General features: G+C 65.9%; 24 protein-coding genes and 1 pseudogene. 15 read left to right on the top strand and 10 right to left on the bottom strand.

Annotated features, from left to right (window positions below; genetic code table 11):
* Positions 1-5: 5 nt before the first annotated feature.
* The 4 genes and pseudogenes from SPO_RS07235 to SPO_RS07250 form a co-directional block, all read left to right on the top strand.
* Positions 6-272: pseudogene (locus SPO_RS07235) on the top strand (RNA-binding S4 domain-containing protein); the annotation flags it as partial.
* 171 nt (positions 273-443) lie between these two features.
* Positions 444-782 (top strand): ferredoxin FdxA, encoded by a 339-nt coding sequence (gene fdxA / locus SPO_RS07240; protein WP_011047156.1) that lies wholly within the window; start codon positions 444-446, stop codon positions 780-782.
* 291 nt (positions 783-1,073) lie between these two features.
* Positions 1,074-1,583 carry a CarD family transcriptional regulator gene (locus tag SPO_RS07245; RefSeq protein WP_011047157.1) on the top strand — a complete coding sequence of 170 codons (510 nt, stop codon included), beginning with the start codon at positions 1,074-1,076 and terminating at the stop codon, positions 1,581-1,583.
* 116 nt (positions 1,584-1,699) lie between these two features.
* A complete protein-coding gene (locus SPO_RS07250) occupies positions 1,700-2,473 on the top strand; it encodes an ion channel (protein WP_011047158.1) in 774 nt (257 codons plus the stop codon).
* A gap of 11 nt (positions 2,474-2,484) precedes the next feature.
* On the opposite strand, the gene cobS is transcribed toward SPO_RS07250, so the two are convergent.
* A complete protein-coding gene (cobS, locus tag SPO_RS07255) occupies positions 2,485-3,249 on the bottom strand; it encodes an adenosylcobinamide-GDP ribazoletransferase (RefSeq protein WP_011047159.1) in 765 nt (254 codons plus the stop codon).
* 78 nt (positions 3,250-3,327) lie between these two features.
* Between cobS and cobT the strand changes: the two genes are divergently transcribed.
* Positions 3,328-4,338 carry a nicotinate-nucleotide--dimethylbenzimidazole phosphoribosyltransferase gene (gene cobT / locus SPO_RS07260; protein ID WP_011047160.1) on the top strand — a complete coding sequence of 337 codons (1,011 nt, stop codon included), beginning with the start codon at positions 3,328-3,330 and terminating at the stop codon, positions 4,336-4,338.
* A 40-nt stretch (positions 4,339-4,378) separates the two neighbouring features.
* On the opposite strand, the gene SPO_RS07265 is transcribed toward cobT, so the two are convergent.
* Together SPO_RS07265 and SPO_RS07270 are read right to left on the bottom strand one after the other, a co-directional pair.
* Positions 4,379-6,259, bottom strand: coding sequence for a monovalent cation:proton antiporter-2 (CPA2) family protein (locus tag SPO_RS07265; RefSeq protein ID WP_011047161.1), 1,881 nt, complete (start codon positions 6,257-6,259; stop codon positions 4,379-4,381).
* A 19-nt stretch (positions 6,260-6,278) separates the two neighbouring features.
* Positions 6,279-6,734 carry an Lrp/AsnC family transcriptional regulator gene (locus SPO_RS07270; protein ID WP_011047162.1) on the bottom strand — a complete coding sequence of 152 codons (456 nt, stop codon included), beginning with the start codon at positions 6,732-6,734 and terminating at the stop codon, positions 6,279-6,281.
* A gap of 144 nt (positions 6,735-6,878) precedes the next feature.
* On the opposite strand from SPO_RS07270, the gene hppD reads away from it, so the two are divergent.
* Positions 6,879-7,979, top strand: coding sequence for a 4-hydroxyphenylpyruvate dioxygenase (gene hppD, locus SPO_RS07275; protein ID WP_011047163.1), 1,101 nt, complete (start codon positions 6,879-6,881; stop codon positions 7,977-7,979).
* Positions 7,980-8,096: 117 nt separating this feature from the next.
* On the opposite strand, the gene SPO_RS07280 is transcribed toward hppD, so the two are convergent.
* Positions 8,097-10,349, bottom strand: coding sequence for a hypothetical protein (locus tag SPO_RS07280; RefSeq protein ID WP_011047164.1), 2,253 nt, complete (start codon positions 10,347-10,349; stop codon positions 8,097-8,099).
* A gap of 167 nt (positions 10,350-10,516) precedes the next feature.
* Here SPO_RS07280 and SPO_RS07285 point away from each other — a divergent pair, with 167 nt between their 5' ends.
* Positions 10,517-11,215, top strand: a complete 699-nt coding sequence (locus SPO_RS07285; RefSeq protein WP_011047166.1) for an SIMPL domain-containing protein — start codon at positions 10,517-10,519, stop codon at positions 11,213-11,215.
* A gap of 95 nt (positions 11,216-11,310) precedes the next feature.
* Positions 11,311-12,528: an MFS transporter gene (locus SPO_RS07290; RefSeq protein ID WP_011047167.1), complete on the top strand. Its 1,218-nt coding sequence runs from the start codon at positions 11,311-11,313 to the stop codon at positions 12,526-12,528.
* A gap of 34 nt (positions 12,529-12,562) precedes the next feature.
* On the opposite strand, the gene SPO_RS07295 is transcribed toward SPO_RS07290, so the two are convergent.
* Both SPO_RS07295 and SPO_RS07300 read right to left on the bottom strand, forming a co-directional pair.
* Positions 12,563-13,855, bottom strand: coding sequence for an O-acetylhomoserine aminocarboxypropyltransferase/cysteine synthase family protein (locus SPO_RS07295; RefSeq protein WP_011047168.1), 1,293 nt, complete (start codon positions 13,853-13,855; stop codon positions 12,563-12,565).
* 205 nt (positions 13,856-14,060) lie between these two features.
* The gene (locus SPO_RS07300; protein ID WP_011047169.1) at positions 14,061-14,459 is read right to left on the bottom strand and encodes a rhodanese-like domain-containing protein; all 399 of its coding nucleotides are present in this window, start codon (positions 14,457-14,459) and stop codon (positions 14,061-14,063) included.
* Positions 14,460-14,573: 114 nt separating this feature from the next.
* Here SPO_RS07300 and SPO_RS07305 point away from each other — a divergent pair, with 114 nt between their 5' ends.
* The gene (locus SPO_RS07305) at positions 14,574-15,620 is read left to right on the top strand and encodes an aldo/keto reductase (protein WP_011047170.1); all 1,047 of its coding nucleotides are present in this window, start codon (positions 14,574-14,576) and stop codon (positions 15,618-15,620) included.
* An 82-nt stretch (positions 15,621-15,702) separates the two neighbouring features.
* Here the strand turns inward: SPO_RS07305 and SPO_RS07310 are convergent, their stop codons facing one another.
* Complete coding sequence (locus SPO_RS07310) at positions 15,703-16,689, bottom strand: GlxA family transcriptional regulator (RefSeq protein WP_044029132.1); 987 nt, start codon at positions 16,687-16,689, stop codon at positions 15,703-15,705.
* A gap of 133 nt (positions 16,690-16,822) precedes the next feature.
* On the opposite strand from SPO_RS07310, the gene SPO_RS07315 reads away from it, so the two are divergent.
* The 3 genes from SPO_RS07315 to SPO_RS07325 all read left to right on the top strand — a co-directional run bounded on the left by SPO_RS07315 (position 16,823) and on the right by SPO_RS07325 (position 20,054).
* Positions 16,823-17,740 carry a 3-keto-5-aminohexanoate cleavage protein gene (locus tag SPO_RS07315; RefSeq protein ID WP_044028078.1) on the top strand — a complete coding sequence of 306 codons (918 nt, stop codon included), beginning with the start codon at positions 16,823-16,825 and terminating at the stop codon, positions 17,738-17,740.
* 92 nt (positions 17,741-17,832) lie between these two features.
* Positions 17,833-19,296 carry a carnitine 3-dehydrogenase gene (locus SPO_RS07320; protein ID WP_011047173.1) on the top strand — a complete coding sequence of 488 codons (1,464 nt, stop codon included), beginning with the start codon at positions 17,833-17,835 and terminating at the stop codon, positions 19,294-19,296.
* Positions 19,293-20,054 carry an SDR family oxidoreductase gene (locus SPO_RS07325; protein WP_011047174.1) on the top strand — a complete coding sequence of 254 codons (762 nt, stop codon included), beginning with the start codon at positions 19,293-19,295 and terminating at the stop codon, positions 20,052-20,054. The genes SPO_RS07320 and SPO_RS07325 overlap by 4 nt, the downstream gene beginning before the upstream one ends.
* Positions 20,055-20,160: 106 nt before the next feature.
* Here SPO_RS07325 and SPO_RS07330 read toward each other — a convergent pair whose 3' ends face one another.
* Both SPO_RS07330 and SPO_RS07335 read right to left on the bottom strand, forming a co-directional pair.
* Positions 20,161-20,343, bottom strand: coding sequence for a hypothetical protein (locus SPO_RS07330; protein ID WP_044028080.1), 183 nt, complete (start codon positions 20,341-20,343; stop codon positions 20,161-20,163).
* An 87-nt stretch (positions 20,344-20,430) separates the two neighbouring features.
* Entirely contained in the window at positions 20,431-21,294 is an 864-nt protein-coding gene (locus SPO_RS07335) for a helix-turn-helix domain-containing protein (RefSeq protein ID WP_044028081.1), read from the bottom strand.
* 104 nt (positions 21,295-21,398) lie between these two features.
* Here SPO_RS07335 and SPO_RS07340 point away from each other — a divergent pair, with 104 nt between their 5' ends.
* Genes SPO_RS07340 through SPO_RS07350 form a run of 3 tightly spaced genes read left to right on the top strand, consistent with a single transcriptional unit; the run spans position 21,399 to position 23,420 of the window.
* Entirely contained in the window at positions 21,399-21,602 is a 204-nt protein-coding gene (locus SPO_RS07340) for a DUF2061 domain-containing protein (RefSeq protein WP_011047177.1), read from the top strand.
* Positions 21,595-22,497, top strand: coding sequence for a fatty acid desaturase (locus tag SPO_RS07345; protein WP_011047178.1), 903 nt, complete (start codon positions 21,595-21,597; stop codon positions 22,495-22,497). The genes SPO_RS07340 and SPO_RS07345 overlap by 8 nt, the downstream gene beginning before the upstream one ends.
* Before the next feature lie 20 nt (positions 22,498-22,517).
* Positions 22,518-23,420 carry an EamA family transporter gene (locus SPO_RS07350; RefSeq protein ID WP_011047179.1) on the top strand — a complete coding sequence of 301 codons (903 nt, stop codon included), beginning with the start codon at positions 22,518-22,520 and terminating at the stop codon, positions 23,418-23,420.
* Positions 23,421-23,634: 214 nt separating this feature from the next.
* Here SPO_RS07350 and SPO_RS07355 read toward each other — a convergent pair whose 3' ends face one another.
* The gene (locus tag SPO_RS07355; RefSeq protein ID WP_011047180.1) at positions 23,635-25,050 is read right to left on the bottom strand and encodes a DEAD/DEAH box helicase; all 1,416 of its coding nucleotides are present in this window, start codon (positions 25,048-25,050) and stop codon (positions 23,635-23,637) included.
* Between the last annotated feature and the right edge of the window lie 27 nt (positions 25,051-25,077).

The following is a 25,077-nucleotide window of genomic DNA, read 5'->3' on the forward strand; positions in this document are numbered from 1 at the left end:
CGGTCATGACCGAGGCGCCCACCCGGCTCCGCATCGACAAATGGCTCTGGCACGCGCGTTTCTTCAAGACGCGCGGGCTGGCGGCCGAGGTGGCCGGATCGGGGCGCATTCGCGTCAATGGCAATCGGGTCAGCAAACCCGCCCATGCGGTGGGGCCGGGGGATGTGCTGACCTTTGGCCAGGGCCGCCAGGTCCGGGTGATCCGGGTCGAGGCGCTGGGCACCCGGCGTGGTCCCGCAACCGAGGCGCAGACGCTGTACACCGATCTGGACGCGGGGCGGAACGATGCTCTGCCCGACGAAACCTGATCGGAACGCTGTCGCGCCAGACCGTGTTGCGGCGGGATGCCCGGCCTTTCCGGTCCCGGAAAGGGGCGATCCTCCCTTGAAGAACGCGCCACTCTGATTTAGCTAGTCGGGCAACGAACCAGTGGAATTCAGCTCATGACCTATGTCGTCACCGAAAACTGCATCGCCTGCAAATACACCGACTGTGTCGAGGTATGTCCGGTGGACTGTTTCTACGAGGGTGAAAACGCGCTGGTCATCCATCCCGACGAATGCATCGACTGCGGCGTGTGCGAGCCCGAATGCCCGGCTGATGCGATCCGCCCCGATACCGAGCCGGGGATGGAGCAATGGGTCGAGTTCAACCGCAAGTACTCCGAAATGTGGCCGGTCATCGTGACCAAGAAAGACCCGCTGCCCGAGGCCGAAGAGCGTGACGGCGAGTCCGGCAAGATGGAGAAATACTTCTCCGAGGCCCCCGGCGAAGGCGGCTGATACATCGCACCGATTCGCGCGCGGAACCAGCCCCGCGCCAGGGCGGATCGGGCCAAGGTTCTGATCACAAAGGGGGAATGAACCTTTGTGATACCTCTCCCTTTCAGGGGGCTCAATTTTATGATATATTCCCTTCTTACATGATGCCAACGATCGGGATGAGCGCCAAAAGCTGGCTCGCTTTTGGGCAATAGCGTTTGTGATGAAACTCAGCGACTCACGGGAGCCTGCGTTCCCGAGTGTCGGTTTTTTGTCGCGGCGATCCCGGTCAGCAACCAAGGAAAGACCTGAATGACCAAGTCGAAAAAGCTCGAGTTCCGCCCGAACGATTACGTGGTCTATCCGGCGCATGGCGTCGGCCAGATCCTCTCGATCGAAGAGCAGGAAGTCGCCGGGTTCAAGCTCGAGCTGTTCGTGATCTCCTTTGAAAAGGACAAGATGACCCTGCGGGTGCCCACCAACAAGGCCACCGAATCCGGTCTGCGTTCGCTCAGCTCTCCGGATGTAATCAGCCAGGCGATGAAGACGCTCAAGGGCAAGGCCAAGGTCAAGCGCGCGATGTGGTCGCGCCGGGCGCAGGAATACGAGCAGAAGATCAATTCGGGCGACCTGATCTCGATCGCCGAAGTGGTCCGCGACCTGCACCGCACCGACGACCAGCGCGAGCAGTCCTATTCCGAGCGTCAGCTGTACGAAGCGGCACTGGAGCGGCTGACCCGCGAGGTGGCCGCCGTGTCGGGCGCCGACGAGATGGCCGCCGCCAAGCAGGTCGACGAAGTGCTGACCTCGCGCGCGGCCTGAGCCAGGATGCGACATTTTGCGGGCCGTCCCCCAGGGGGCGGCCCCTTCTTTTTGCGCGGTGTGCCCGTGCGATTGGCATTAGAGTGACCTGACGGCGGCCAGCACGGAGAGGGCAGATGCATACGGTCAAGGCAGCGGTGCGCAAGCTCTATGTCGGGCGCGATCCGGGGTCGGTCCGGTTCCGCTATGGGCTGATCGTCTTCGATCTGTCCACCATCCTGTTTTTCATCGCGACGGCCCACCTGCCGCATGGCCCGGTTCTGACCGCGCTCAGCGTGGTGATCGGCTTTGTGATCCTGTGCGATTTCAGCGCGCGGCTGTGGATCGCCAAGCGGCGGCGCGAGTTTCTGACCCGCATCTATACCATCGCCGATATCATCGTGATCCTGTCGCTGCTGCTCGATCCCTTCCTGACGCAGAGCCTGGCCTTTCTGCGCATCCTGCGCGGCCTGCGGCTGATCCATTCCTATCATCTGCTGCACGATCTCAGGCGCGACAGCCAATTCTTCCGCACCCACGAGGATGCGATCGTGGCGGCGGTCAACCTGCTGGTCTTCATCTTTCTGACCACGATGGCGGTGCTGGTGTTCTTCATCCCGCCGGGCAGCCGCGAGACGCCCTATATCGACGCGCTCTATTTCACCATGGCGACACTGACCACCACCGGGTTCGGCGACATCACCCTGGGCACACCGGCGGGCAAGCTGTTTTCGGTCTTTGTCATGGTGGTGGGTGTGGCGCTGTTCGTGCGTCTGGCGCAGGCGATCTTTTCGCCGCAGAAGGTACGCTATCGCTGTCCCGATTGCGGCCTGTTCCGGCATGACCCGGACGCGGTCCATTGCAAGCATTGCGGCGGCCTGCTGAATATCGAGACGGGCGGGGCGGGATAGGGCCGGGATGTCTAAAGCGCGGCAGACAGCGCCAGCAGGCAGGTGATCTCGGCCAGTTGCTGCGCGGCGCCCAGGATATCGCCGGTCTGGCCGCCGATCTTGGCCCGGGCAAGTGCCGCAAGACCCAGCACCGACAGCACTGCCAGCAGGGCCGGGATCAGTACCGCCCAACCGGCCAGCAGCAGCGCCAGCACCGCCGCCAGCCCAAGGCCCAGCGTCACCGCCTGCGGCGTCGGGCGCCCGACCGATTGGCTGAGGCCGGTGCCGCGCGCATTGGGCAGGGCGGCCATCAGCACCGGCATCAGCGCGCGCGACCAGACCGCCGCCGCCACCGCCGCGCCAAGCGCGCCACCGGCAACCAGCGCGGACAGCGCCGCCAGCCGCAATCCCTGTGACAGGATCAGGGCGAGCACGCCATAAGTGCCGATATGGCTGTCTTTCATGATCTCCAGCCGCCGCTCTGGCGTGAAGCCGCCCCACAGCCCGTCGGCGGTATCGGCCAGCCCGTCCTCGTGCATGCCGCCGGTGGTCATCACCAGCACCACCAGCATCAGCCCGGCCACCGCGACCGGCGCCAGCCCGGCGGCAAGCGCCAGCGCGCCCGTGGCCCAGGCCAACGCGCCCACCGCCAGCCCTGCCAGCGGAAAGGCCCAGACGGCCGCGGCCTGCCGGGCAAAGGCGGCCTCGGGCAGCGCGGGCAGCGGCAGCCGCGTCAGTAACACCAGCGCCAGCATCGGATCCCGGGGTGAAATGTCCGCAATGTCGTTTTTGCGCATCTCTCCGCCTTTCAAGGTCTTGTCGTGTCGGGTGCATTGGTTAAACACGGGCGGACCCAGGATGCAAAGAGGCTTTCCATGTTGCCAGCGCTTACCGATCTCGCCCAGTTCCGCGACCTTCTGGGCGCGGCACCCGGACCCGATGCCGCCGCCCGCGCTGGCGCCGAAGAGCGCAACGGTCAGTTGACCAAGCCGCCGGGCGCGCTGGGGCGGCTCGAGGATCTGGCGATCTGGTATGCGGGCTGGCGTGGCGATGCCCGGCCCCGGATCGAGGCGCCGCAGGTGATTGTGTTTGCCGGCAATCATGGGGTGACGGCACAGGGTGTCTCGGCCTTTCCGGCCGAGGTCACGGTGCAGATGGTGATGAATTTCGAACATGGCGGCGCCGCCATCAACCAGCTGGCCCGCGCCGCCGGGGCGCGCATGGATGTGCACGCGCTGGAGCTGGACCGCCCGACGCAGGATTTCACCCAAGCCCCTGCGATGACCGGGGACGAATTGCTGGCCGCGCTGCAATGCGGCTGGGCGGCGGTCGATCCGGCGGCCGATCTGCTGGTGGTGGGCGAGATGGGCATCGGCAACACCACCCCGGCGGCGGCGATCGCGCATGCGCTGTTCGGGGGCGCGGCGGGCGACTGGACCGGGCGCGGCACCGGGGTTGACGACGCCGGGCTGGCCAACAAGACGCGGGTGGTCGCCGAGGGCGTCGCCCTGCACACCAGCCGCGACGGGCTGGAGGTATTGCGCTGTCTGGGCGGGCGCGAGATCGCGGCCATGGCGGGTGCCATCGCCGCCGCGCGGCAGCTGCGCATTCCGGTGATCCTGGACGGGTTCATCTGCACCGCGGCAGCGGCGGCGCTGGCGGCGGTTGCGGCAAATGCGCTGGATCACACCGTTGCCGGTCACCAGAGCGCCGAGGGCGCCCATGCGGTGCTGCTGGCCAAGCTTGGCAAGGCGCCTTTGTTGTCGCTGGGGCTGCGACTGGGCGAGGGATCAGGCGGGGCGCTGGCGATCAATATCCTGAAAAGCGCCGTGGCCTGCCATTCCGGCATGGCCACCTTTGCCGAGGCCGGCGTTTCCGACGGCTGAGCGCCGCTCCTCCGGCCCTTGCGGGCCGTCCTCGCGGGGATCAGGCCGAGCGTCGCGAGGCCAACTCTTCGCTCAGCTCCATCAGTGCGGTCTCAAGATCCTTTTGCAGCGCCTGCGAGCGTTCGACATAGGCCTTATTGTCGGCGGTGGGGATGTTCGGGTCCCAGACCTCGGCCAGGTCGCGTACCGCCTGGCGGTCGTGGTGGTAGAACGTCTGCGCCGCCTGCGCCGCCTCGTATTCGCTGAGGCCGACGTTTTCCAGCACATAGCGCCCGGCGCGGACCGAGCTGTCGAACATCTCGCGCACGATGTCATTGGCGCCGGCGCGGTAGAGTTCATAGACATGGTTGCGGTCGCGCGCGCGGGCGATGATATGCAAATCGGGGCGCTGGCGGCGGGCATAGGCCACCAGCTTGGTGACCTGATTGTCATCATCCAGCGCCGCCACCAGCACCTGTGCCTTGGCCAGTCCCGCCGCCTTGAGCAGTTCGGGCCGGGTCGGATCGCCCAGGAACCCCTTGACGCCAAAGCGCCGCATCAGCTGGATCGTCTCCATGTCGTGATCCAGCACGATGGTCTTGAACCCGCTGGCGGTGACCAGCCGATTGACGATCTGGCCAAACCGGCCGATGCCCGCGATGATCACCGGGCCCTGTTCGTCGATCGTGTCGGGCACCATATCAGCAACATGGTCACGCATCCGGCGCGACAACAGCTCGTAGAGGATGAACAGAAGCGGCGTGATCATCATGGTCAGCGCGATGATCATCAGCAGCTTCTGCGACAGATGCGCCGGGATCACGTTCTGCTGGGTGGAAAAGGCCAACAGGACAAAGCCGAACTCGCCCGCTTGCGCCAGACCCAGCGTGAACAGCCAGCGGTCGCGGCCCTTCAGCTGGAAGGCGCGACCGACGATATAAAGGATGACGCCCTTGAACAGGATCACCAACAACGCCAGCCCGATCAGATCGAGCGGATCGGCAAGGAAGAAGCCCACATCGATCCCGGCGCCCACGGTGATGAAGAACAGGCCCAGCAGCAGCCCCTTGAACGGCTCCAGGTCGCTTTCCATCTCGTGGCGGAATTCCGAGTTGGCCAGCACCACGCCGGCCAGAAAGGCGCCAAGCGCGGGCGACAGGCCCACCAGCGTCATCAGGAACGAGATGCCCACCACGATCATCAGCGCCAGCGCGGTATACATCTCGCGCAGGCGGCTGGCATGGATGAAGCGGAACAGCGGCCGGGTCAGGTAGATACCCGCCAGCACCACAAAGGCGACCGCTGCGATGGTGACCAGCGTCACCGCCCAGCCGGGCAACCCCTCGACCAGCGACAGGCTGGCCTCGTGCCCCGCGCCCGCCTTATGCACGCGGTTGATCGACCCGTCGCCCGCGAAATGGGCCACCGGCGCGCTGGCCAAGAGCGGCAGAAAGGCCAGGATCGGGATCACCGCGATATCCTGCGTCAACAGGACCGAGAAGGTCGCCCGCCCGCCATTGGTCTGCATCAGCCCCTTTTCCGACAGGGTCTGCAACACGATCGCGGTCGAGCTGAGCGACAAGGTCAGGCCCACCGCCAGCGCCACGCTCCAGGGTTGGCCCGCCACCATCGCGACCACCATGATCGCCAGCGTCGAGACCCCCACCTGTAGCCCGCCCAGGCCCAGCAGCTTGTCGCGCATGTCCCAGAGCGCGCGCGGCTCCAGCTCCAGCCCGATCAGGAACAGCATCATGACAACGCCGAATTCGGCCACATGTTGCAGATCGGCGGTTTCGGCGCCGACCAGGCCCAGGACCGGCCCGATGATCAGACCCGCCGCCAGATAGCCCAGCACCGAGCCCAGCCCCAGCCGCGCCGCCAGCGGCACGGCGATCACGGCCGCGGCCAGGTAGATCGTCGCCTGATACAGAAAGCTTTCCATCTCTCTCCCTTGTGCCGCCTCAGGTGGGCAGCGGTGCGTCGCGTTTCAGCTGATCCATCACGATCTGGCTTTGTACCCGGGCAACAGCCGGATGCGGCAGAATCACCTCGTGCAGCAACCGGTTGAGCGCGGGCAAATCGGCGCAGTAGACATGCAGCAGATAATCCGCTTCGCCGGTCATCGTCCATGCGCTTGTGATCTCCGGGCGGGAATTCACCATCCGGGCGAATTTGGCCGACTGATCGGGGCCGTGGGTGCCCAGATGCACCTGGATGAAGCCCTGCACATGCAGGCCCAGTTTCAGCGGGTCGAGCTTGGCGGCGTAGCCGGTGATATAGCCCTCGGATTCCAGCCGCTGGCGCCGCCGCCCGGCCTGGCTGCTGGACAGGTGCAGCATCTCGCCCAGCTGCTGCGCGGTCAGATGCGCGTCCTTTTGCAGGGCGTCGAGCAGGCGCAGATCCATCGAATCCAACATATGCGCGTTTTCCTCGTTTTTTACCATCCTAATGCGTAAATCTCGCACGTAAACCAGATCAGCTCAAAAATAATGCGCAAAATCGGCGTGACTGAAGGCGTATTCTCGACTCAGCAAATGTTTCGCCACATCAGGAGACGCGCCATGGGTCCTTTCCCGCATAACGCCCCGAAATCCGAAATCACGCCCGAGAACCCCGCCGGCACTGACGGGTTCGAATTTGTCGAATTCGCCCACCCCGAGCCGCAGGTGCTGCGCGACCTGTTTGCGCGGATGGGGTTCGACATGGTGGCCCGCCACAAGGACAAGCCCGGGATCGAGCTGTGGCAGCAGGGCGATGTCACCTATATCCTGAACGCCGAAAAAGGCAGCTTTGCCGAGAAATTCATCGAGCTGCACGGCCCCTGCGCCCCCTCGATGGGCTGGCGCGTGGTGGATGCGCAGGCGGCCTTTGATCACGCGGTGAAGATGGGCGCCGAACCCTATGAGGGCGACGACAAGACGATGGACGTGCCCGCGATCAAGGGGATCGGCGGCTCGCTGCTGTATTTCGTCGACCAGTATTACGACACCTCGCCCTACAACACCGAATTCGAGTGGCTCAAGCAGTCCAAGCCGCGCGGCGACGGGTTCTTCTACCTCGATCACCTGACCCACAATGTCTACAAGGGCAACATGGACAAGTGGTTCAAGTTCTATGGTGACCTGTTCAACTTCCGCGAAATTCGCTTCTTTGACATCCAGGGCAAGTTCACCGGGCTGTTCAGCCGCGCGCTGACCTCGCCCTGCGGACGCATCCGCATCCCGATCAACGAGGATCGCGGCGAGACCGGCCAGATCGTCGCCTATCTGAAGAAATACAATGGCGAAGGCATCCAGCATATCGCCGTGGGCACCGACGACATTTACGACTCGGTGGATGCGATCGCGGCCAAGGGCCTGAAATTCATGCCCGGTCCCAACGAGGCCTATTACGACATGTCCTATGACCGGGTTTCCGGCCATGACGAGCCCAAGGACCGGATGATGGAACACGGCATCCTGATCGACGGCGAAGGCGTGGTGGATGGCGGCGAGACCAGGATCCTGCTGCAGATCTTCTCGAAGACCGTGATCGGCCCGATCTTCTTCGAATTCATCCAGCGCAAGGGTGACGACGGCTTTGGCGAGGGCAACTTCAAGGCGCTGTTCGAAAGCATCGAACGCGAGCAGATCGAAAGCGGCGAGATCGAAGCCGCCGAGTGAGGCCGCAAAGAGGGGGGCTCTGCCCCCCGATGACAAAATTCGACGAATTTTGTCCTCTCTCCCCGGAGTATTTGAGGCGAAATGAAGGGCGGGGCCGGCAGGCGCCGCCCTTTTTCGTCAGCCGCTGGGGATCTTCAGCGTCAGATTGCGCGAGCCTTTCTGATAGCGCAGCTCGCTGTCGCCGATGGCGGTGATGCGGCCACCGTCGATACTGTCGCCGACCTTGACCTTCTTGTAGCGGCCCGAGGGCAGGCGGACCAGCGCACGCCGGTTGGCCGGGGTGCCGTAGACGCCGATCAGGTTGAGGTCGCGCAGGTTGATCGCATTGTCGAGCGTGGCCTGACGCGCAACCGAGGTGGGCGAGGGGGCCTTGGGCTTGACCGTGGCGGCGGTGAAACTGCCGCTGTCATCGGCATCGGCGCTGCGGTTCAGCCCGGCGGTCGAGCCGAGATTGCCTTGACTGCTCGCCGCCGCAGCGGCTGCGGCGGCCGCCAGCTTCTCGGGGCGCAGGCGCGGCTTGCGGGCGCTGGCCACCGCCAGCGGGCTGACGGTGCCGGCCTCTTCAGGGTCGGCTTCCTGCTGCTCGGCCAGTTGTTCCTGCAGCGACACGGGGCGCGCCTTGGGCCGCAGGCCGGCCAGTTCGCTGAGAGAGCGGCCGCCGAATTGCGAGCGTTCGGATTGTTCCACCAGATCGCCGGGGCGCAGTTTGGGGCGCACGCTGGCCAGGCGTTCCTGGGCCACATCCACCTCGGGGGGCGCCTCGAAACGAACCGGCGGCGCGGGCGGCACCTTGACCGGGCGTCCGGCATAGACCAGCACCCCATCGGGGTTGAGCGTGCCCTCGGGGCTTGCCTCGACCAGCCCGCGCGTGTCCAGATCGAAGCTTTGGCCGGGGGTGGAGGAGGGCGCGCTGCCATCGGGGGCGGCATCGGTGTCGAACCCGGCGACCGGGGGCAGGGCGACCGCGTCCTGGAACAGGTCGGTACGGTCGATCGAGGCGACAAACAGGTCGTTGAGCCCGATCAGACCGGGAACCTCGGGCGGCTCCGGTGCCTCGGACAGCGCCAGTTCGGTGGCCTGGGTGCCGCTGGGTTCGGGTTCGTAATCCAGATCCTCGACCTGTTGCGGGTCGGTGCGCAGCGCCTCGAGCACGGCGCTGTCGGTGCCGCTGAGGCCGGGCAGTTCGGGCACATCCTGCGGCGCCACCAGATCTTCGGGGTCCTCGTCGATTGAGGCCGGGGTTGGCGGGGCGACCTGCTCGGGCGCCGTCTCGGGCGTGGGGGCGGGGGCCTCGACAGCGGCCGCGGGCGGTTCGGCCAGCGGATCGGGGTCGCGGAACAGCCCGGTCAGCCCACCCGGAGAAAACAGCGAGGCAAAGGCGGCGACTGCGGCGAGAAACAGCAGCAGACCCACGGTCAGCATCACGCCCAGATAGCGCGGCTTGCCACCGATACCGCCGCTGCGGGCGCCGAAGATGGTCAGCCGGTCCGCCTCGGTCCGGGGCACCTGCTGGGGACGCTCGGCCGCTGCGAAGGCGGTAACCGGCATTTCGTCGAGGATCGGGCGCGGTGCGTCCGGCGCAAGGGTGCGGCGCGAAGCGAATTCCGACGCGACGGCAGCTTGAACCGCCGCTTCGGGTTCAGGCGCCTCCGGTGCCTCGGCGACAGGCGCCGGCACGTCCGGTTCTTCCGTTACCGCTGGCGCGACAGGCGGCGGCGCGGGCGCGGGGTCGTCCTCGGACATCTCCCCGGTCGCCTTGGTCCTGCGGCTGGAGAAGCTGACCGGTGGTGCGGCGGGGGCGGCGGGCGGCTCGGTGTCGGGGAACACCGCCGGGCCGATCACCACCACGGCGATTCCGTCCGGTTCGACCGCCTCGGCGCCGGTGCTTTCGGCGGTGGTGCTGCTTGGCCCGAAAAAGGGTTCTCCCAGGAACGGGTTGTCGCCGGGCGCGGCCACGAAGCTGACCGGGTTGAACCCGTGTTCGGTGGCAAAGGCCTCGGCCTCGTTCAGGGTTTCGCGCGCAACCGCGGCCACATGGGTCAACTCGCCATCGGGCGAGGTGTCATAGGCCAGTTCCTCCAGCGCATAGGGGGTGGCGGTGCCGACCTCCTTTTCGATCAGGGCGTGGCGAGCCTCGCCCTTGAACGGTCCGGTCTCGACGGTCAGATAGCGGATTTGTTCGTTGGGCAGGATCAGCTTGCAGCGGATATCGGGTTCCAGCCGCAGCGCGTCCTGGCGCAGCTTGCGCAGCGCCGCCGCCAGATCGGGCGCATCCAGCGCCACCGCCCCCACCTGCCGCCAGCCACCGGCGGCACGATGCAGGAGCGTGATCCCCTCGAAGGAAAGCGACAGCGCAAAGGCGGGTTTCATGTGACCAGACTAACCGTTCCTGAATGGCTCGGAGCGCCCGCCGGGGCGCACCACGACGGGACATTAAAGCAGAGAATTGCCGAGGGAAAGAAAAACACCGGCTTTCCCCTTGCCGCGCGACATGCCGCCACCCCATCTTTGCGGGTGAGGATAGCAGGAGAACATAAATGAGAATATTGATTTTTCTGGTGGCCGCCTTGCTTTTTGCCGCGGTCGGGCTGGCGCGCGCGGATGAACAACCCGGACATATCACGGTGACCGGCTCGGGCACGATCGAGACCGTGCCCGACATGGCGGTGATCACCCTGGGCGTCACCCACGAGTCCCAGGAGGCGCGCGCGGCGCTGCTGGCGACATCCGAGGCGGTGCAGCAGATCTTTGACCGTTTGGGTGAAATGGGGGTCGATGTACGCGACATGCAGACCAACGATCTGTCGCTGTCCCCGCTCTGGTCCAATCGTGCCTCCAGCAGCGAGCCGCCGAAGATCACCGGCTTTCAGGCCTCGAACCGGGTGACGGTGCGGGTGCGTGACCTGGCAGCGCTGGGCGGCATTCTGGACGCGGTGGTCAGCGACGGGGCCAATACGTTCAACGGGCTGGAATTCGGGGTGAAGGAGCCCAAGCCGCTGCGCGATCTGGCCCGGGCCAAGGCGGTTGCCGATGCCCAGGACCGCGCCCGGCAACTGGCCGAGGCGGCCGGCGTCAAGCTGGGCCGGGTGGTGTCGATCTCGGAACTGCCTCATGACCCGCAGCCGCGCCCGATGATGCGCATGGCGGCGATGGCCGAATCCATGGATGTGCCGGTCGCCGGTGGCGAGATCGGGCTGAGCGGCAGCGTCACCATGGTGTTCGAGATCCGGCAATGATCCAGGCTGCGGGCGGTGTGCCGCCCGCATCGACCCCGCATTGACCTCCCGGCGCGGCGGCGCCACTCTGACCCGGACCTGACCGGGAGACAGAGATGGCCGCACCGCTGGTAATCCGAAATCGCAACTTCCGCCTGCTCTTCACCGCCGGCGCGCTTACCAACCTGGGTGACGGGGTGCTGGTGCTGGCGGTGCCCTGGCTGGCGGCGCTGATGACGCGCGATGCGGTGGCGATTGCCGCCGTGGCGGCGGCGGCGCGGCTGCCCTGGCTGCTGTTTGCCCTGCCTGCCGGGGTGATCATCGACCGCAGCGACCGGCGCAAGCTGATCGCGCGGGCCGATCTGATGCGGGCGGGCATCGTGCTGGCGATCCTGCTTTTGGCCTTGGGCGATCCCGCGCCGGGCGCGATCTGGGCGCTGGCGGGGCTGGCCTTTCTCTTGGGCTCGGCCGAGGTGCTGCGCGACAATGCCGCCCAGACCATCTTGCCCGCGCTGGTCGATCCCGACGATCTGGAGGCCGCCAATGGCCAGCTCTGGAGCACCGAGCAGTTGACCGGCCAGTTCATCGGCCCGCCGCTGGCGGGCGTGCTGATCTCGGCCGGAATCGCGGTACCCTTTGGCCTGGATGTGGCGGTGCTGGTGCTGGCCGCCGGTTTGGTCTGGCTGATCTCGCTGCCGCCGCAGGTACCCAGCCGCGCGCGGTTTGCCCAGGCACTGGCCGAGGGGATCGCCTTCATGCGCGGCGACGCGCTGTTGTTGCGGCTGGCGGTGGTGCTGGGGCTGGCCAATTTCATTGCCATGGCCACGATCACGGTGCAGGTCCTGTTCGCGCAGGAGGTACTGGGTCTTGGTGCCGCGCATTATGGCATGGTGCTGTCGGCGGGGGCGGTGGGCGCGATCTGCGGCAGCCTGCTGGCGCCGCGCGCGATGCGGTTGATCGGCACGCAAGCCTGCCTGTTCCTGTCGATCGCGGTCTGGGGCGCGGGCTATGCCAGCATCGGCCTGTCGAACAGCGGCTGGGTGATGGGTCTGGCGCTGACGGCGATCATGGCGGCGGCGATGCTGTGGAACGTGATCACCGTGTCCTGGCGCCAACGCCGTATTCCGCCCGCCATGCTGGGCCGGGTCAACAGCATCTATCGCTTCTTCGGCTGGGGATCGATGCCGCTGGGCGCGCTGGCGGGCGGCGCCCTGGTGGTGCTGGCCGAACAGCAGATGAGCCGCGAGATGGCATTGCGCGCGCCCTTCCTGCTGGCGGGCCTGTGCTGTCTGGCGCTGCTGATCTACGCGCTGGCGCGGCTGCGGCTGGAGTGAAAAGGGCGGCCCCTGAGGGCCGCCCCGGTTCCGATCAGGCGGTGGCCTTGGTCAGCGCCTGATCCAGATCGGCGATCAGGTCGTCGGCATCCTCGATCCCGATCGAGACGCGCACCACATTGGGCCCGGCGCCCGCCGCTTCCTGCTGCTCGGGTGTCAGCTGGCGATGGGTGGTCGAGGCCGAGTGGATGATCAGCGAGCGTGCGTCGCCCAGGTTGGCCACATGGCTGAAGATCTCGAGCGCGTTGACCAGCTTGACGCAGGCCTCGTAGCCGCCCTTGACCGCAAAGGTGAAGAGCCCGCCAGCGCCCTTGGGATAGCAGCGCTCTGCCCGCTCGGCATAGGGCGAGGAGGGCAGGCCCGCATAGGTGACATAATCGACGCGCGGATCGGCCTCGAGCCAGGCTGCGACCTGTTTCGCGTTCTCGACATGGCGCTGCATGCGCAGGCTCAGCGTTTCGATCCCCATCAGCGTGTAATGGGCGGCCTGCGGGTTCATCGTCATCCCGAGGTCACGCAGGCCGATGGCAATGCCATGGAACGTATAGGCAAGCGGCCCGAAGGTCTCGTGGAACTTGAGCCCGTGATAGGCCGGTTCCGGCGCGCTGAGCGAGGGGAACTTGTCGCTGGCCGACCAGTCGAAGCGGCCCGAGTCGACCACGCAGCCGCCGGTGACGGTACCGTTGCCGGTCAGGTATTTGGTGGTGGAATGCACCACCAGCGAGGCGCCCTGTTCGAACGGGCGGCACAGATAAGGGGTGGCGCTGGTGTTGTCGATGATCAGCGGCACACCGGCGGCATCGGCCACATCGGCCACCGCGCGGATATCGGTCACATAGCCGCCCGGATTGGCGATGGATTCGCCGAACACCGCGCGGGTATTGTCGTCGATGGCCTCGCGCAGCGCGTCGAGATCGTCGAAATCGACGAACTTGGCCGACCAGCCAAAGCGTTTGATGGTCTGACTGAACTGGGTGACGGTGCCGCCATAAAGCCGGGTCGAGGCGACCACGTTACAGCCCGGTCCCATCAGCGGGAATAGCGCCATGATCTGTGCCGCGTGCCCCGAGGAGCAGCAGACCGCGCCGACGCCGCCCTCAAGCGTGGCGATACGCTCCTGCAACACGGCCACGGTGGGGTTGGTCAGGCGGGAATAGATATAGCCCACCTCTTGCAGGTTGAAGAGCGCGGCGGCGTGATCGGCGTCGCGGAACACATAGGCCGTGGTCTGATAGATCGGCGTCTGCCGCGCACCGGTGGCCGGGTCGGGCCGGGCACCGGCGTGGATCTGCAGCGTGTCGAACCCGTAGTTGGGCGTATCGGACATGGGTGGGGTCTCCCTTTGGAACAGTCTTGCACCGATCTCTAAGCGATGCAGGCCCGCCAGACAACAAGCGCCCGCATGCGGCAGGAGCGGGAACAAGGATTTCCTGAAATCCTTGTCCACAGGATTTTGGAAAATCCTGTGCAAGCGCCTGGATCAGGCGCTTGGGACAAAGTGTCTTTCTACACTTTGGGTCGCTGCGGTGCGCTCAGGTCTTTTCGGCGACGGGACCATCCTGTTTCACCCATGCGCTGAAGCCGCCCTCGAGATGCATCACCGGGGTAAGGCCCATCTCCTGCGCGGCCTGGGCCGCCAGCGCCGAACGCCAGGCGCTGGCGCAGTAGAACACATAGGTCTTGTCCTGGTCGAAGACGGGTTTGTGATAGGGGCTGTCGGGGTCGATCCAGAATTCCAGCATCCCGCGCGGGCAGGAGAAGGCGCCCGGGATCATGCCGCTGCGCTGCACTTCGCGAATATCGCGCAGATCGACAAACACATGATCGGGATCGTCATAGAGCGCCTTGGCCTCGGCCACTGGCAGGGTTGCGACCTGCGCATTTGCCTCTGCCAGCAAGGTCTTGATTCCCTTTGTGATCTTCTGCGCCATTGTCTGCCCCTCCGGTTGCCGTTCAGGCTGACGCAAATGGCGACAAAGCTCAAGAGGGGTTGCCGCCGCGTGTCCCTCCGCTAGGGTCTGGCCCGGACAAGAGGGAGCCGAGACATGAAAACGAGACCGCTGGGCCGCACCGGCATCGAGGTGAGCGCGCTGTGCCTGGGCACCATGACCTTTGGCAGCCAGACGAGCGAAGCCGACAGCCATGCCCAAATCGACCGCGCCCTGGCAGCCGGGATCACCTTTGTCGACACTGCCGAGATGTATCCGGTGAACCCGGTCAGCAAGGAGACCGTGGGCCGCAGCGAAGAGATCATCGGCAGCTGGAACCGGGCGAACCCGGCCCGGCGCGGCGACTATGTACTTGCGACCAAGCATTCCGGCGCGGGCATGGCACATTTCCGCGATGGCGCGCCGATTTCGGGTCAGACCATCGCCGGGGCGGTCGAGGGCTCGCTGAAGCGGCTGGGAACCGATCATATCGACCTCTACCAGTTCCATTGGCCCAATCGCGGCAGCTACATGTTCCGGCAGAACTGGCGCTATGACCCGTCGGGGCAGGATACAGGCGCGGTGCTGGAGAACATGGCCGATTGCCTCGAGGCGCTGCAGCGCGAGGTCGATCGCGGCACCATCCGCGCCTTTGGCCTCTCGAACGAAAGCGCCTGGGGCACCGCGCAATGGCTGCGGCTGGCCGAGTCCGGGCAGGGCCCGCGTGTCGCCTCGATGCAGAACGAGTATTCGCTGCTCTGCCGCCTTTACGACACCGACATGGCCGAGCTGAGCGTGAACGAGGATGTGGGGCTGATGGCCTTTTCACCCCTCGCGGCGGGGTTTCTGACCGGCAAGTATCAGCGCGGCGCGGTACCCGAGGGATCGCGCATGTCGCTGGTGCCCGAGATGGGCGGGCGCAAATCCGAGCGGGTGTTCGACGCGGTCGCGGCCTATCTGGACATTGCCCAACGGCACGGGATCGACCCGGTGCATATGGCGCTGGCCTGGTGCCAGACCCGGCCATTCATGATGTCGGCGATCTTTGGGGCCACCACTCTGGCGCAGCTCGATCATGTGCTGGCCGGCGCCGATCTGACCCTATCGGATGAGGTGCTGGACGAGATCGCGCGCGCCCACAAGGCGCATCCGATGCCCTATTGAGCGGGGCGGGGGCGCTGCCCCCGGCCTACAAAATTCGTCGAATTTTGTAGGCTCCCCCGGAGTATTTGCCGCGGAATGAAGATCAGGATGCCGCGGGCTGGGTTCGGGCCTGCCGCAGGTCGCGGGCGGATTGACCGTTCTGGGTGCGAAAGGCGCGGGCAAAGCTTGATTGCGAAGTAAAGCCGGTGGCCTGCGCCACCTCCATCAGCGGCATGTCGGTGTCGGTCACCAGCCGCCGCGCCTCGGCCAGGCGCAGTTGCAGGTAATGGTCCTGCGGCGTGGTCCCCAGCCTCAGGCGGAACTGCTGTTGCAGGGTGCGCGGGCTGGTGCCCAGCGTCTCGGCGATCTCGGCCAGCGACAGCGGCTCGTCCAGCGCCGCCTCCATCAGCGCGTTGGCCCGCGCGGTCAGCTTGTTGTGGCGGTGCGGCGCGCCGGTGCGGCGCTGCGGGGTGCCGGGCTGGGGTGCGCCCTCGTAAAGGAACAGCCCCGCCACCCGTGCGGCAAAGCCCGCGCCGTGGCGCGCGGCGATGATATGCAGCATCATCTCGATGGCGGGCATCGCCCCGCCCGAGGTCAGCCGGTTGCCCGAGACGGCAAAGCGGTCATGGCGCACGTCGATCGCCGGGAACCGGCTGGCGAAATTGTCCAGATCCTCCCAATGGGTGGTGGCGGCGTGACCGTCGAGCAGCCCGGCCTCGGCCAAGAGCCACGGGCCGCCGTCGATCCCGGCCAGCGTGGCGCCGCCCGCCGCGATCCGGCGCAGCCCGGCCAGCAGGCTGGGCGTGGCGTGGCGCGCCAGCTGGAAGCCCGCCACCACGATCAAGAGGTCGCAGCCCTCGAGCCGCGCCAGCGGCAGACCCGGCACCATCAGCCCGCAGGTGAGCCGCGCGGGCGCGTCGGTGGCGGTGACATAGTCCCAGTCGAACGCGTGGCGGTCGGCGAGCCGGTTGGCGGCGCGCATCGGGTCCACCGCGGCGGCAAAGCTGAGCGTGTTGCAATCGTCCAGCACCAGCAGCGCGCATTTCAGCGCGCGGTGTTCCGGCTGGAGAATGTTTTTTGCGGATTTTATCAAGTTCGATTCGCATTCTGGCAAGTGGTCGCCGCAAGGCTGCGCCAGAGTCGAACGCAACGCAAATCGGAATCCGGGGACAAATCTGGGGAAATCCCAGGGGAGAAGCCGGTAAAAACAAGGGAAAACCGACATGCCTCTGGAAATGAACCGCGAGGTCTTCATCACCTGCGCCGTCACCGGCTCGGGCGGCACCCAGGATCGCAGCCCGCATGTGCCGCGCAGCCCCAAACAGATCGCCGAGAGCGCGATTGCGGCGGCCAAGGCCGGGGCGGCGGTGGTGCATTGCCATGTGCGCGACCCCGAGACGGGGGCGCCCTCGCGGCGGCTGGACCTCTATCGCGAGGTGACCGAACGCATCCGCGACGCCGAGGTCGATGTGGTGCTGAACCTGACCGCCGGCATGGGCGGCGACATGATCTTTGGCGATGTCGAAAACCCGCTGCCGTTGCGGGCGCAGGGCACCGACATGGTCGGCGCCTCGGAACGGGTGGCGCATGTGGCCGAGTGCTTGCCCGAGATCTGCACGCTCGACTGCGGCACGATGAACTTTGCCGAGGCCGATTACGTGATGACCAACACGCCCGGCATGCTGACCGCCATGGGCCGGATGATGACCGAACTGGGCGTCAAGCCCGAGATCGAGGCGTTTGACACCGGCCACCTGTGGTATGCCAAGCAGCTGGTCAAGGATGGCGTGCTGGAGGGCCCGGCGCTGGTCCAACTCTGCATGGGGGTACCGTGGGGCGCGCCCGATGACCTCAATACCTTCATGGCGATGGTCAACAACGTGCCCGATGACTGGACCTTCAGCGCCTTTGCGCTGGGGCGCAATCAGATGGCCTATGCGGCGGCATCGGTGCTGGCGGGGGGCAACGTGCGGGTCGGGCTCGAGGATAACCTGTGGCTCGACAAGGGCGTGCTGGCCGAGAACTGGCAACTGGTCGAACGGGCCGCAGGGATCGTGTCGAACATGGGCGCGCGGGTGATCGGCCCGCAGGAAGTGCGCGAAAAGCTGGGGCTGGTGAAACGCGCGCCAGTGGCGAAGTAAGTCTTTTGCGGAGAGGCTGGGGGCGCTGCCCCCGGACCCCCGGAGTATTTCCGGCGAAATGAAGAGCCGGGTAGCGACAAGGAAAATCGGGAATGACAACGGCTGCAATCATCGGTGGCGGCGTGATCGGCGGCGGCTGGGCCGCGCGCTTTCTGCTCAACGGCTGGGATGTTCGGGTGTTCGACCCCGACCCCGAGGCCGAGCGCAAGATCGGCGAGGTGCTGGCCAATGCCCGCCGCTCGCTGCCCGGTCTCAGCGACATGCCGCTGCCGCCCGAGGGCAAGCTGAGCTTTCACGCCGATCTGGGGGAGGCGGTCACAGGGGCCGCGTGGATTCAGGAGAGCGTGCCAGAGCGTCTGGACCTGAAACTGAAAGTCTATCGCTCGATCCAGGAAGCCTGCGATCCGGGCGCGATCCTGGGGTCCTCGACCTCTGGCTTCAAGCCATCGGAATTGCAGGAGGGGGCGCTGCGCCCCGGTCAGATCGTGGTGACGCACCCGTTCAACCCGGTCTACCTGCTGCCGCTGATCGAACTGGTGACGACGCCGGAAAACAGCCCCGAGATGATCGAGCGCGCCAAGGAGATCATGCGCGGACTGGGTCAGTTCCCGCTGCATGTGCGCAAGGAGATCGACGCCCATATCGCCGACCGCTTTCTCGAAGCCGTCTGGCGCGAGGCGCTCTGGCTGGTCAAGGACGGCATCGCCACCACCGAAGAGATCGACGAGGCGATCCGCATGGGGTTCGGCATCCGCTGGGCGCAGATGGGCCTGTTCGAGACCTATCGCGTGGCGGGCGGCGAGGCGGGCATGAAGCATTTCATGGCGCAGTTCGGCCCCTGCCTCAGCTGGCCCTGGACCAAGCTGATGGATGTGCCCGAATTCACCGATGAGCTGGTCGACCTGATCGCGGGCCAGTCGGATGCGCAATCGGGTCATCACACGATCCGCGAACTGGAGCGTATCCGCGACAACAACCTTGTCGGCATGATGCGGGCGCTCAAGGCGCAGAACTGGGGCGCGGGCGCGGTGCTGAACAAGCATGACGCGGCGCTGAAGCCCAAGGCGCTGCCCGATCTGGATACTGCCGACCTGACCCAGCCGATCCTGACCTTGTCGCGCGCGGTGCCGCTCGACTGGACCGATTACAACGGCCATATGACCGAGTCGAAATACCTGGAGGCGTTTGCCAATTCCACCGACCGGTTCATGGAGATCATCGGTTGCGATGCTGACTATATCGCCGCAGGCGGCAGCTATTTCACCGCCGAGACCCATATCCGCCATCTGGATGAGGCCCATGCGGGCGCGCGGATCCGGGTCGAAACCCAGATGCTGCTGGGGCAGGGCAAGAAGCTGCACCTTTTCCATCGCATGTACGAGGGCGACAAGCTCTTGGCCACCGGCGAAAGCTTCCTTCTGCATGTGAGCCTGGAAACCCGCAAACCCTGTGCGCCTTCGCCCGAAATCGAGGCCGCCATGGCCCGCATCGCCGAGGCGCAGGCAGGCCTGTCCTACCCCGAGGGCGCGGGCAGCGCGATCCGGAAACCGGCATGAGCGCGCGCGTTCTGATCACCGCTGGTGCCGGGGGCATCGGCTGCGCCATGGCCGAGGCCTTTGACGTGGCGGGGGCGCGGGTCTGGATCGCGGATGTGGACAGGGCGGCGCTTGCCGCCTGTCCCGGCCACTGGCGGCAGAGTGTTGTGGATGTGGCCGACGAGGCCTCGGTTGCGGCCTGGTTCGGTGAGATCGAAGAGGCATGGGGCGGGCTCGATACGCTCTGTTCCAATGCCGGGATTGCCGGGCCGACCGCGCTGGTCGAGGACATGCCGCTTGAGGGCTGGCGCGCCTGTGTTTCGGTCAATCTCGACGGTGCGTTTCTGTGCGCCAGATACGCCGCGCCGATGCTGAAACGGCAGGGCGCAGGCAGCATTGTCATCACCTCTTCAACCGCGGGGCAGTATGGCTTTCCTTATCGCGCGCCCTATGCGGCGGCGAAATGGGGCGTGATCGGGCTGGCCAAGACGCTGGCGATGGAGCTTGGCCCGCACGGGATCCGCTGCAACGTGATCTGTCCCGGCTCGGTCGAAGGCCCGCGGATGGAAGGCGTGCTGGCGCGCGAGGCCGCGGCCAAGGGCATGAGCCGCGATCAGGTCTATGCGGGTTATGCCTCAGGCACCTCAATGGGCCGCTTTGTCGAGGCGGCGGATATCGCCAATATGGCGGTGTTCCTTGGATCTGACGCGGCGCGGCTAGTGTCGGGGCAGGTGATCGCGGTCGACGGCCACACGGTGAACCCCGACCCCAAGGTCTGATCTGTCGGATCCTCAGGGCGGGACGGGGACAAGGTTTTTCAAAAACCTTGTCTGCACGATTTCGACGAAATCGTGTTGCCGTCGCGCTGCGCCTTTGGGGTGCGTTTCAGCTCTGGTTGGCGCCGCGCATCTGGCGGATGGCGCGGCGCACTGCCTGCCAGCTCTGCGCCTCATCCCGGTTGCCCAGCGCCTTGCTGTGCTGTTCCTTCTGAGCCGCTTCGGCCTCGGCCTTGTCGCCATGTGCGGCATAAAGCGCGCGGGCGTATTCTGCGGTTCGGATGGTGTCCATTCGGGGCTCCTCCGTCTGTGGATTCGAACTGCGTCGGACAACCAGTATAGCACAAAGCCGCCCCTGGGGCAGACCGCATGCGCGCAATCAGCCGGGAACCGCCTCTCGCAGCTGCTGCAGATGGGTCGGCAGATGCCGCGCGGTCAGGTCTGCCTCGCGCACCAGCGTGTCGAACTGGCGGGTGAAGATCTCGATCCGGTCACGGTCGCGGAACGCCATGTAATGGCTGCCTGCGTAGAACACGCAGAGCAGCGGGCCAAAGATCGTCATCGGCGCCGAATAGAGCCGCTTGGCATCGTAGAGATAGATGCGCAGCCGCGGATAGAGCTGTTCGCAGAGCGCCAGCAGATGGTCGATCTGTTCGCGCCGCACCGCCGGGTCGAGGCCACGGTAATAGCCCGCGCCATGGGCAAAGCTTTCCAGCTCGAACAGGGGCATGGCGATCTCGTAATCCGATTGCGCGCTGCGCATCCAGGCCAGCCTGTCCTCGGATGCGCCGATGGCCTGATCGGCCGTGCGGCCCAGATGCGGCGCATATTCCCATTCCAGCACCGCGCGGGTCTTGAGCATGTCGGGCAGGGCGGCGGGGACATAGCGGATCTTGTATCCCGCCGCCTCGCGATGCCAGTCATAGATACGTTCGTCGACCAATGCCCGGGGGGCCTCGGTCATGGTCATCGACAGGGCCAGCAGTTCGGCGGCGCTTTCGGGCCGGTCAGACAGGCCCAGGAGCCAGTCCGCCGAGACTCCGAGCGCCGAGGCACAGGCGCCCACCACATGGCCATTGGGCAGCCGCGCGCCGCTATCGGTCAGCAGTTGCGAAATGGTCGAACGGTCCACCCCCACGGCGCGCGCCAGCGCGCTTTGCGTGGCCTGGCGCAGCTCCATCGCGCGGGCCAGTCTCTGGCGAAACTGGGCAGCACGGTCGCGTTTGTCCATTCTATCCAACATATGATGACAAATATCACACCTGATGAGTTTTGTTAATCATATTCAGAATTCTCACCTTCGTCACTGCTGGGTAACAAACCTGTGAGCATGATGATGGAGGGCTTATGGACACGCGGCAGAGATCAGTGGTCAAGGCGGTGGTCTGGAACCTGCTGGGGCTGGTGACCATGACGCTGGTGGGGTTGGCGGCGACCGGATCGGCGGCGCTGGGTGGCACGCTGGCGCTGGTGAACACGGCGCTGGGCTTTACCCTGTACCTAGTCTACGAGCGTGTCTGGGCAGGTATCCGCTGGGGCCGGCATGTCTGAGCCGCGCCTGCCCGAACGCGCCGAATGGGGCACCTTTGCGCTGATCCTTGCCTGTTACGGTGCCTGGTTGGCGGTGATCTTCGGGCTGGCCGGGCTGTCGCTCTGGCTCGCCATTGCGGCGATGGGGTTGGTTGCGGCGCTGCATTCCTCGCTGACACATGAGGCGCTGCATGGCCACCCGTTCCGCTATCGCTGGCTGAACGAGGCGCTGATGGCGCTGCCGCTGACGCTGTGCATCCCCTATAACCGGTTCCGCGACCTGCATCTGGCCCATCATCTGGATGCAAACCTGACCGACCCCTATGACGACCCCGAAAGCAACTATCTTGACCCTGCCATCTGGTCGCGCCTGCCGGGCTGGCAGCGGCGCCTTTATGCGCTCAACAATACGCTGGCGGGGCGCATGGTGCTGGGGCCGCTGATCGGAACCGCCTGTTTCCTGCGAGACGAGGCGCGCGGCGCGCTGCGCGGCGACCGCGCGATCCTGCTCGCCTGGGCGCTGCACCTGCCGGGCATGGCCGGGGTGCTCTGGGTTGTGTCGCTGTCGCCGATGCCCATCTGGGCCTTTGCGCTTTCGGCCTATATCGGGCTTGGCCTGCTCAAGATCCGCACCTTTCTGGAACATCGCGCGCATGAGAAATCGCGCGCCCGCACCGTGGTGATCGAGGATCGTGGGCTTCTGGCCTTTCTGTTTCTCAACAACAATTACCACGTGGTGCATCACATGAACCCGGGCGCGCCCTGGTATGCGCTGCCTGCGCTCTACAGGGCGGGCAAGGAGCGGTACCTCGGCTGTAACGAGGGTTACAGCTATCGTTCTTATGGCGAGGTGTTCCGCCGCTATTTCTGGCGCGCCAAGGATCCGGTGCCGCATCCGCTCTGGCCAAAGCCCTGATTTGAGGCCACAAGAGGCGGATGAGCCTCTGGATCCCCGTCACCCTCGCCGCCGCGCTGTTTCAGACCGTGCGCTTCATGTTGCAGAAATCGCTGGCGACGGTGAAACTGTCGGCCTCCGGCGCCACCTTTGCCCGCTTTCTCTATTCCGCGCCGCTGGCGCTGGCGGGGCTGCTGATTGCCACAACCGCCGGCGGCTATGACCTGCCGGCGCTGGGCGCGCGCTTCTGGATATTTGTCGCCATCGGCGGCACCGCCCAGATCCTTGCCACGATCTGCGTGGTGGCGCTGTTCAAGCAACGCAACTTTGCCGTCGGCATCACCTTCAAGAAGACCGAGGTGATCCAGACCGCGATCGTTGGCTTTGTCATCCTGGGCGAGGGCGTCTCCTTTGGCGCACTTGGCGCCATCCTGTTGGGGCTGGTGGCGGTGCTGCTGTTGTCGAAGACACCGGGTGGCAGCGGCGCCTGGTGGCGGCATCTGACCAACCGTGCCTCGCAGCTGGGGCTGGGTTCGGGCGTGCTGTTTGCCTTTTCGGCGGTCAGCTACCGGGCCGCCTCGCTGGAACTGGGCGATCTCACGCCCTGGTTCCGGGCACTGGTGACACTGGCCGCGGTGGTGTCGTTCCAGCTGGTGTCGATGGCGCTCTGGCTCTGGTGGCGCGACCGGGCGCAGCTGGCCGCCGTCTGGGCCACACGCAACACCGGCGCCTTTGTCGGGCTGACCAGCCTGGGTGGCTCTTTCTGCTGGTTCCTCGCCTTCACGCTTCAGAACGCGGCTTATGTCAAGGCGCTGGGGCAGGTGGAGCTGATCTTCAGCCTGATGGCCTCGACCCTGTTTTTCCGGGAAAAGATCACCACGCGCGAGATTGCGGGCATCGGGCTGTTGGGCCTGTCGATCCTGGCATTGGTGCTGGCGATCTGACCTCGGGGCGGGGCGCTCCCGCCCCCGGACGGGGCTCTCTGCGAGAGCCCCGTCCGGCGTTGGGCCGGGCCGCGCGTGCCGCGCGGCGGTGTTTTGCGAGGCTCTGCCTCGCGCTCCGGAGTATTTCTGACCAGAAAGAAGCCAGGGCCGTCCCCGGTCTCTTCATTCCGCTGGGGAGAGTCCGCAGGACGGGGGAAGCGCCCCCTGTGCCGGCTCAGCTGGCGCGGCGTTCCTCGAAGCTGAGGGCGATGAAGCTGGGCAGATGATCGCCCATGCCCACCACCCTGGCGCCGCGGTCGTCCTTGCGGTCGCGGCGCTCGCCACCCTTGCGGTCGCGCTTGTCCGCCTCACGCTTGACCGGGTCGCGCTTGTCCGCCTCGCGTTTGACGGGTTCACGCTTGTCCGCGTCGCTGCGGGCGGGTTTGTCGGCGCGGGCCGGTTTCTCCTCGCGGCGGGGCTTCGCCTCGGGCTTTTCCTCGGTCCGGGCCGGGTTTTCCAATCGCGGGATATCCTTCTGGATCAGCTTCTCGATCGCATCGAGCGCCTTTTCGTCGCGCGGGATGCACAGCGTGATCGCCTTGCCGTCGCGGCCGGCGCGGCCGGTGCGGCCGATCCGGTGCACGTAATCCTCGGGGTGGCCGGGGACGTCGAAGTTGAACACATGGCTGACCGAGGGCACATCCAGCCCGCGCGCGGCCACGTCCGAGGCCACCAGCAGGCGCAGTTTGCCTTCGCGGAAGCCGTCCAGCGTACGGGTGCGCTGGCTCTGGTCCAGATCGCCATGGATCGGCGCCGCGTCATAGCCGTATTTCTGCAGCGATTTCGCGACGATATCCACATCCGTCTTGCGGTTGCAGAAGATGATCGCGTTGGTGCATTTCTCGCCCTCGGCGTCGATCAGCGCCCGCAGAACGGCGCGTTTCTCGCTGGCCTCGCGGTCGCGGCGCGAGCCCTTGAACAGCACCACGCCCTGTTCGATGGTCTCGGACGCGGTGGCCTGGCGGGCCACCTCGATGCGCGCGGGCGCGCTGAGGAAGGTGTTGGTGATCCGCTCGATCTCGGGCGCCATGGTGGCCGAGAAGAACAGGGTCTGCCGGGTAAAGGGCGTCAGGCTGAAGATGCGCTCGATATCGGGGATGAAACCCATGTCGAGCATCCGGTCGGCCTCGTCCACCACCATGATCTGCACGCCGGTCAACAGAAGCTTGCCGCGCTCGAAATGATCCAGCAGCCGGCCCGGGGTGGCGATCAGCACGTCGACACCACGGTCGATCAGCGCATCCTGCTCCTTGAAGCTGACACCGCCAATGAGCAGCGCCTTGGTCAGTTTCAGGTGCTTGGTATAGGTGTCGAAATTCTCGGCCACCTGGGCGGCCAGTTCCCGCGTCGGGCACAGCACCAGGCTGCGCGGCATCCGTGCGCGGGCGCGGCCGCGGGCCAGAAGGGTGATCATCGGCAGGGTGAAACTGGCGGTCTTGCCGGTGCCTGTCTGGGCGATGCCCAGCACGTCTCGGCCTTCGAGCGCGGGCGGGATGGCGCCTGCCTGGATCGGAGTCGGCGTTTCATAGCCGGCCTCTTCAATGGCCTTGAGAACTTTGGGGTTGAGATTCAGTTCAGAAAATTTTGTCATGAGTGTCCGATGTTTGCGGACACTATT

Source organism: Ruegeria pomeroyi DSS-3 (assembly GCF_000011965.2).
In the GTDB taxonomy this organism is placed as follows: domain Bacteria; phylum Pseudomonadota; class Alphaproteobacteria; order Rhodobacterales; family Rhodobacteraceae; genus Ruegeria_B; species Ruegeria_B pomeroyi.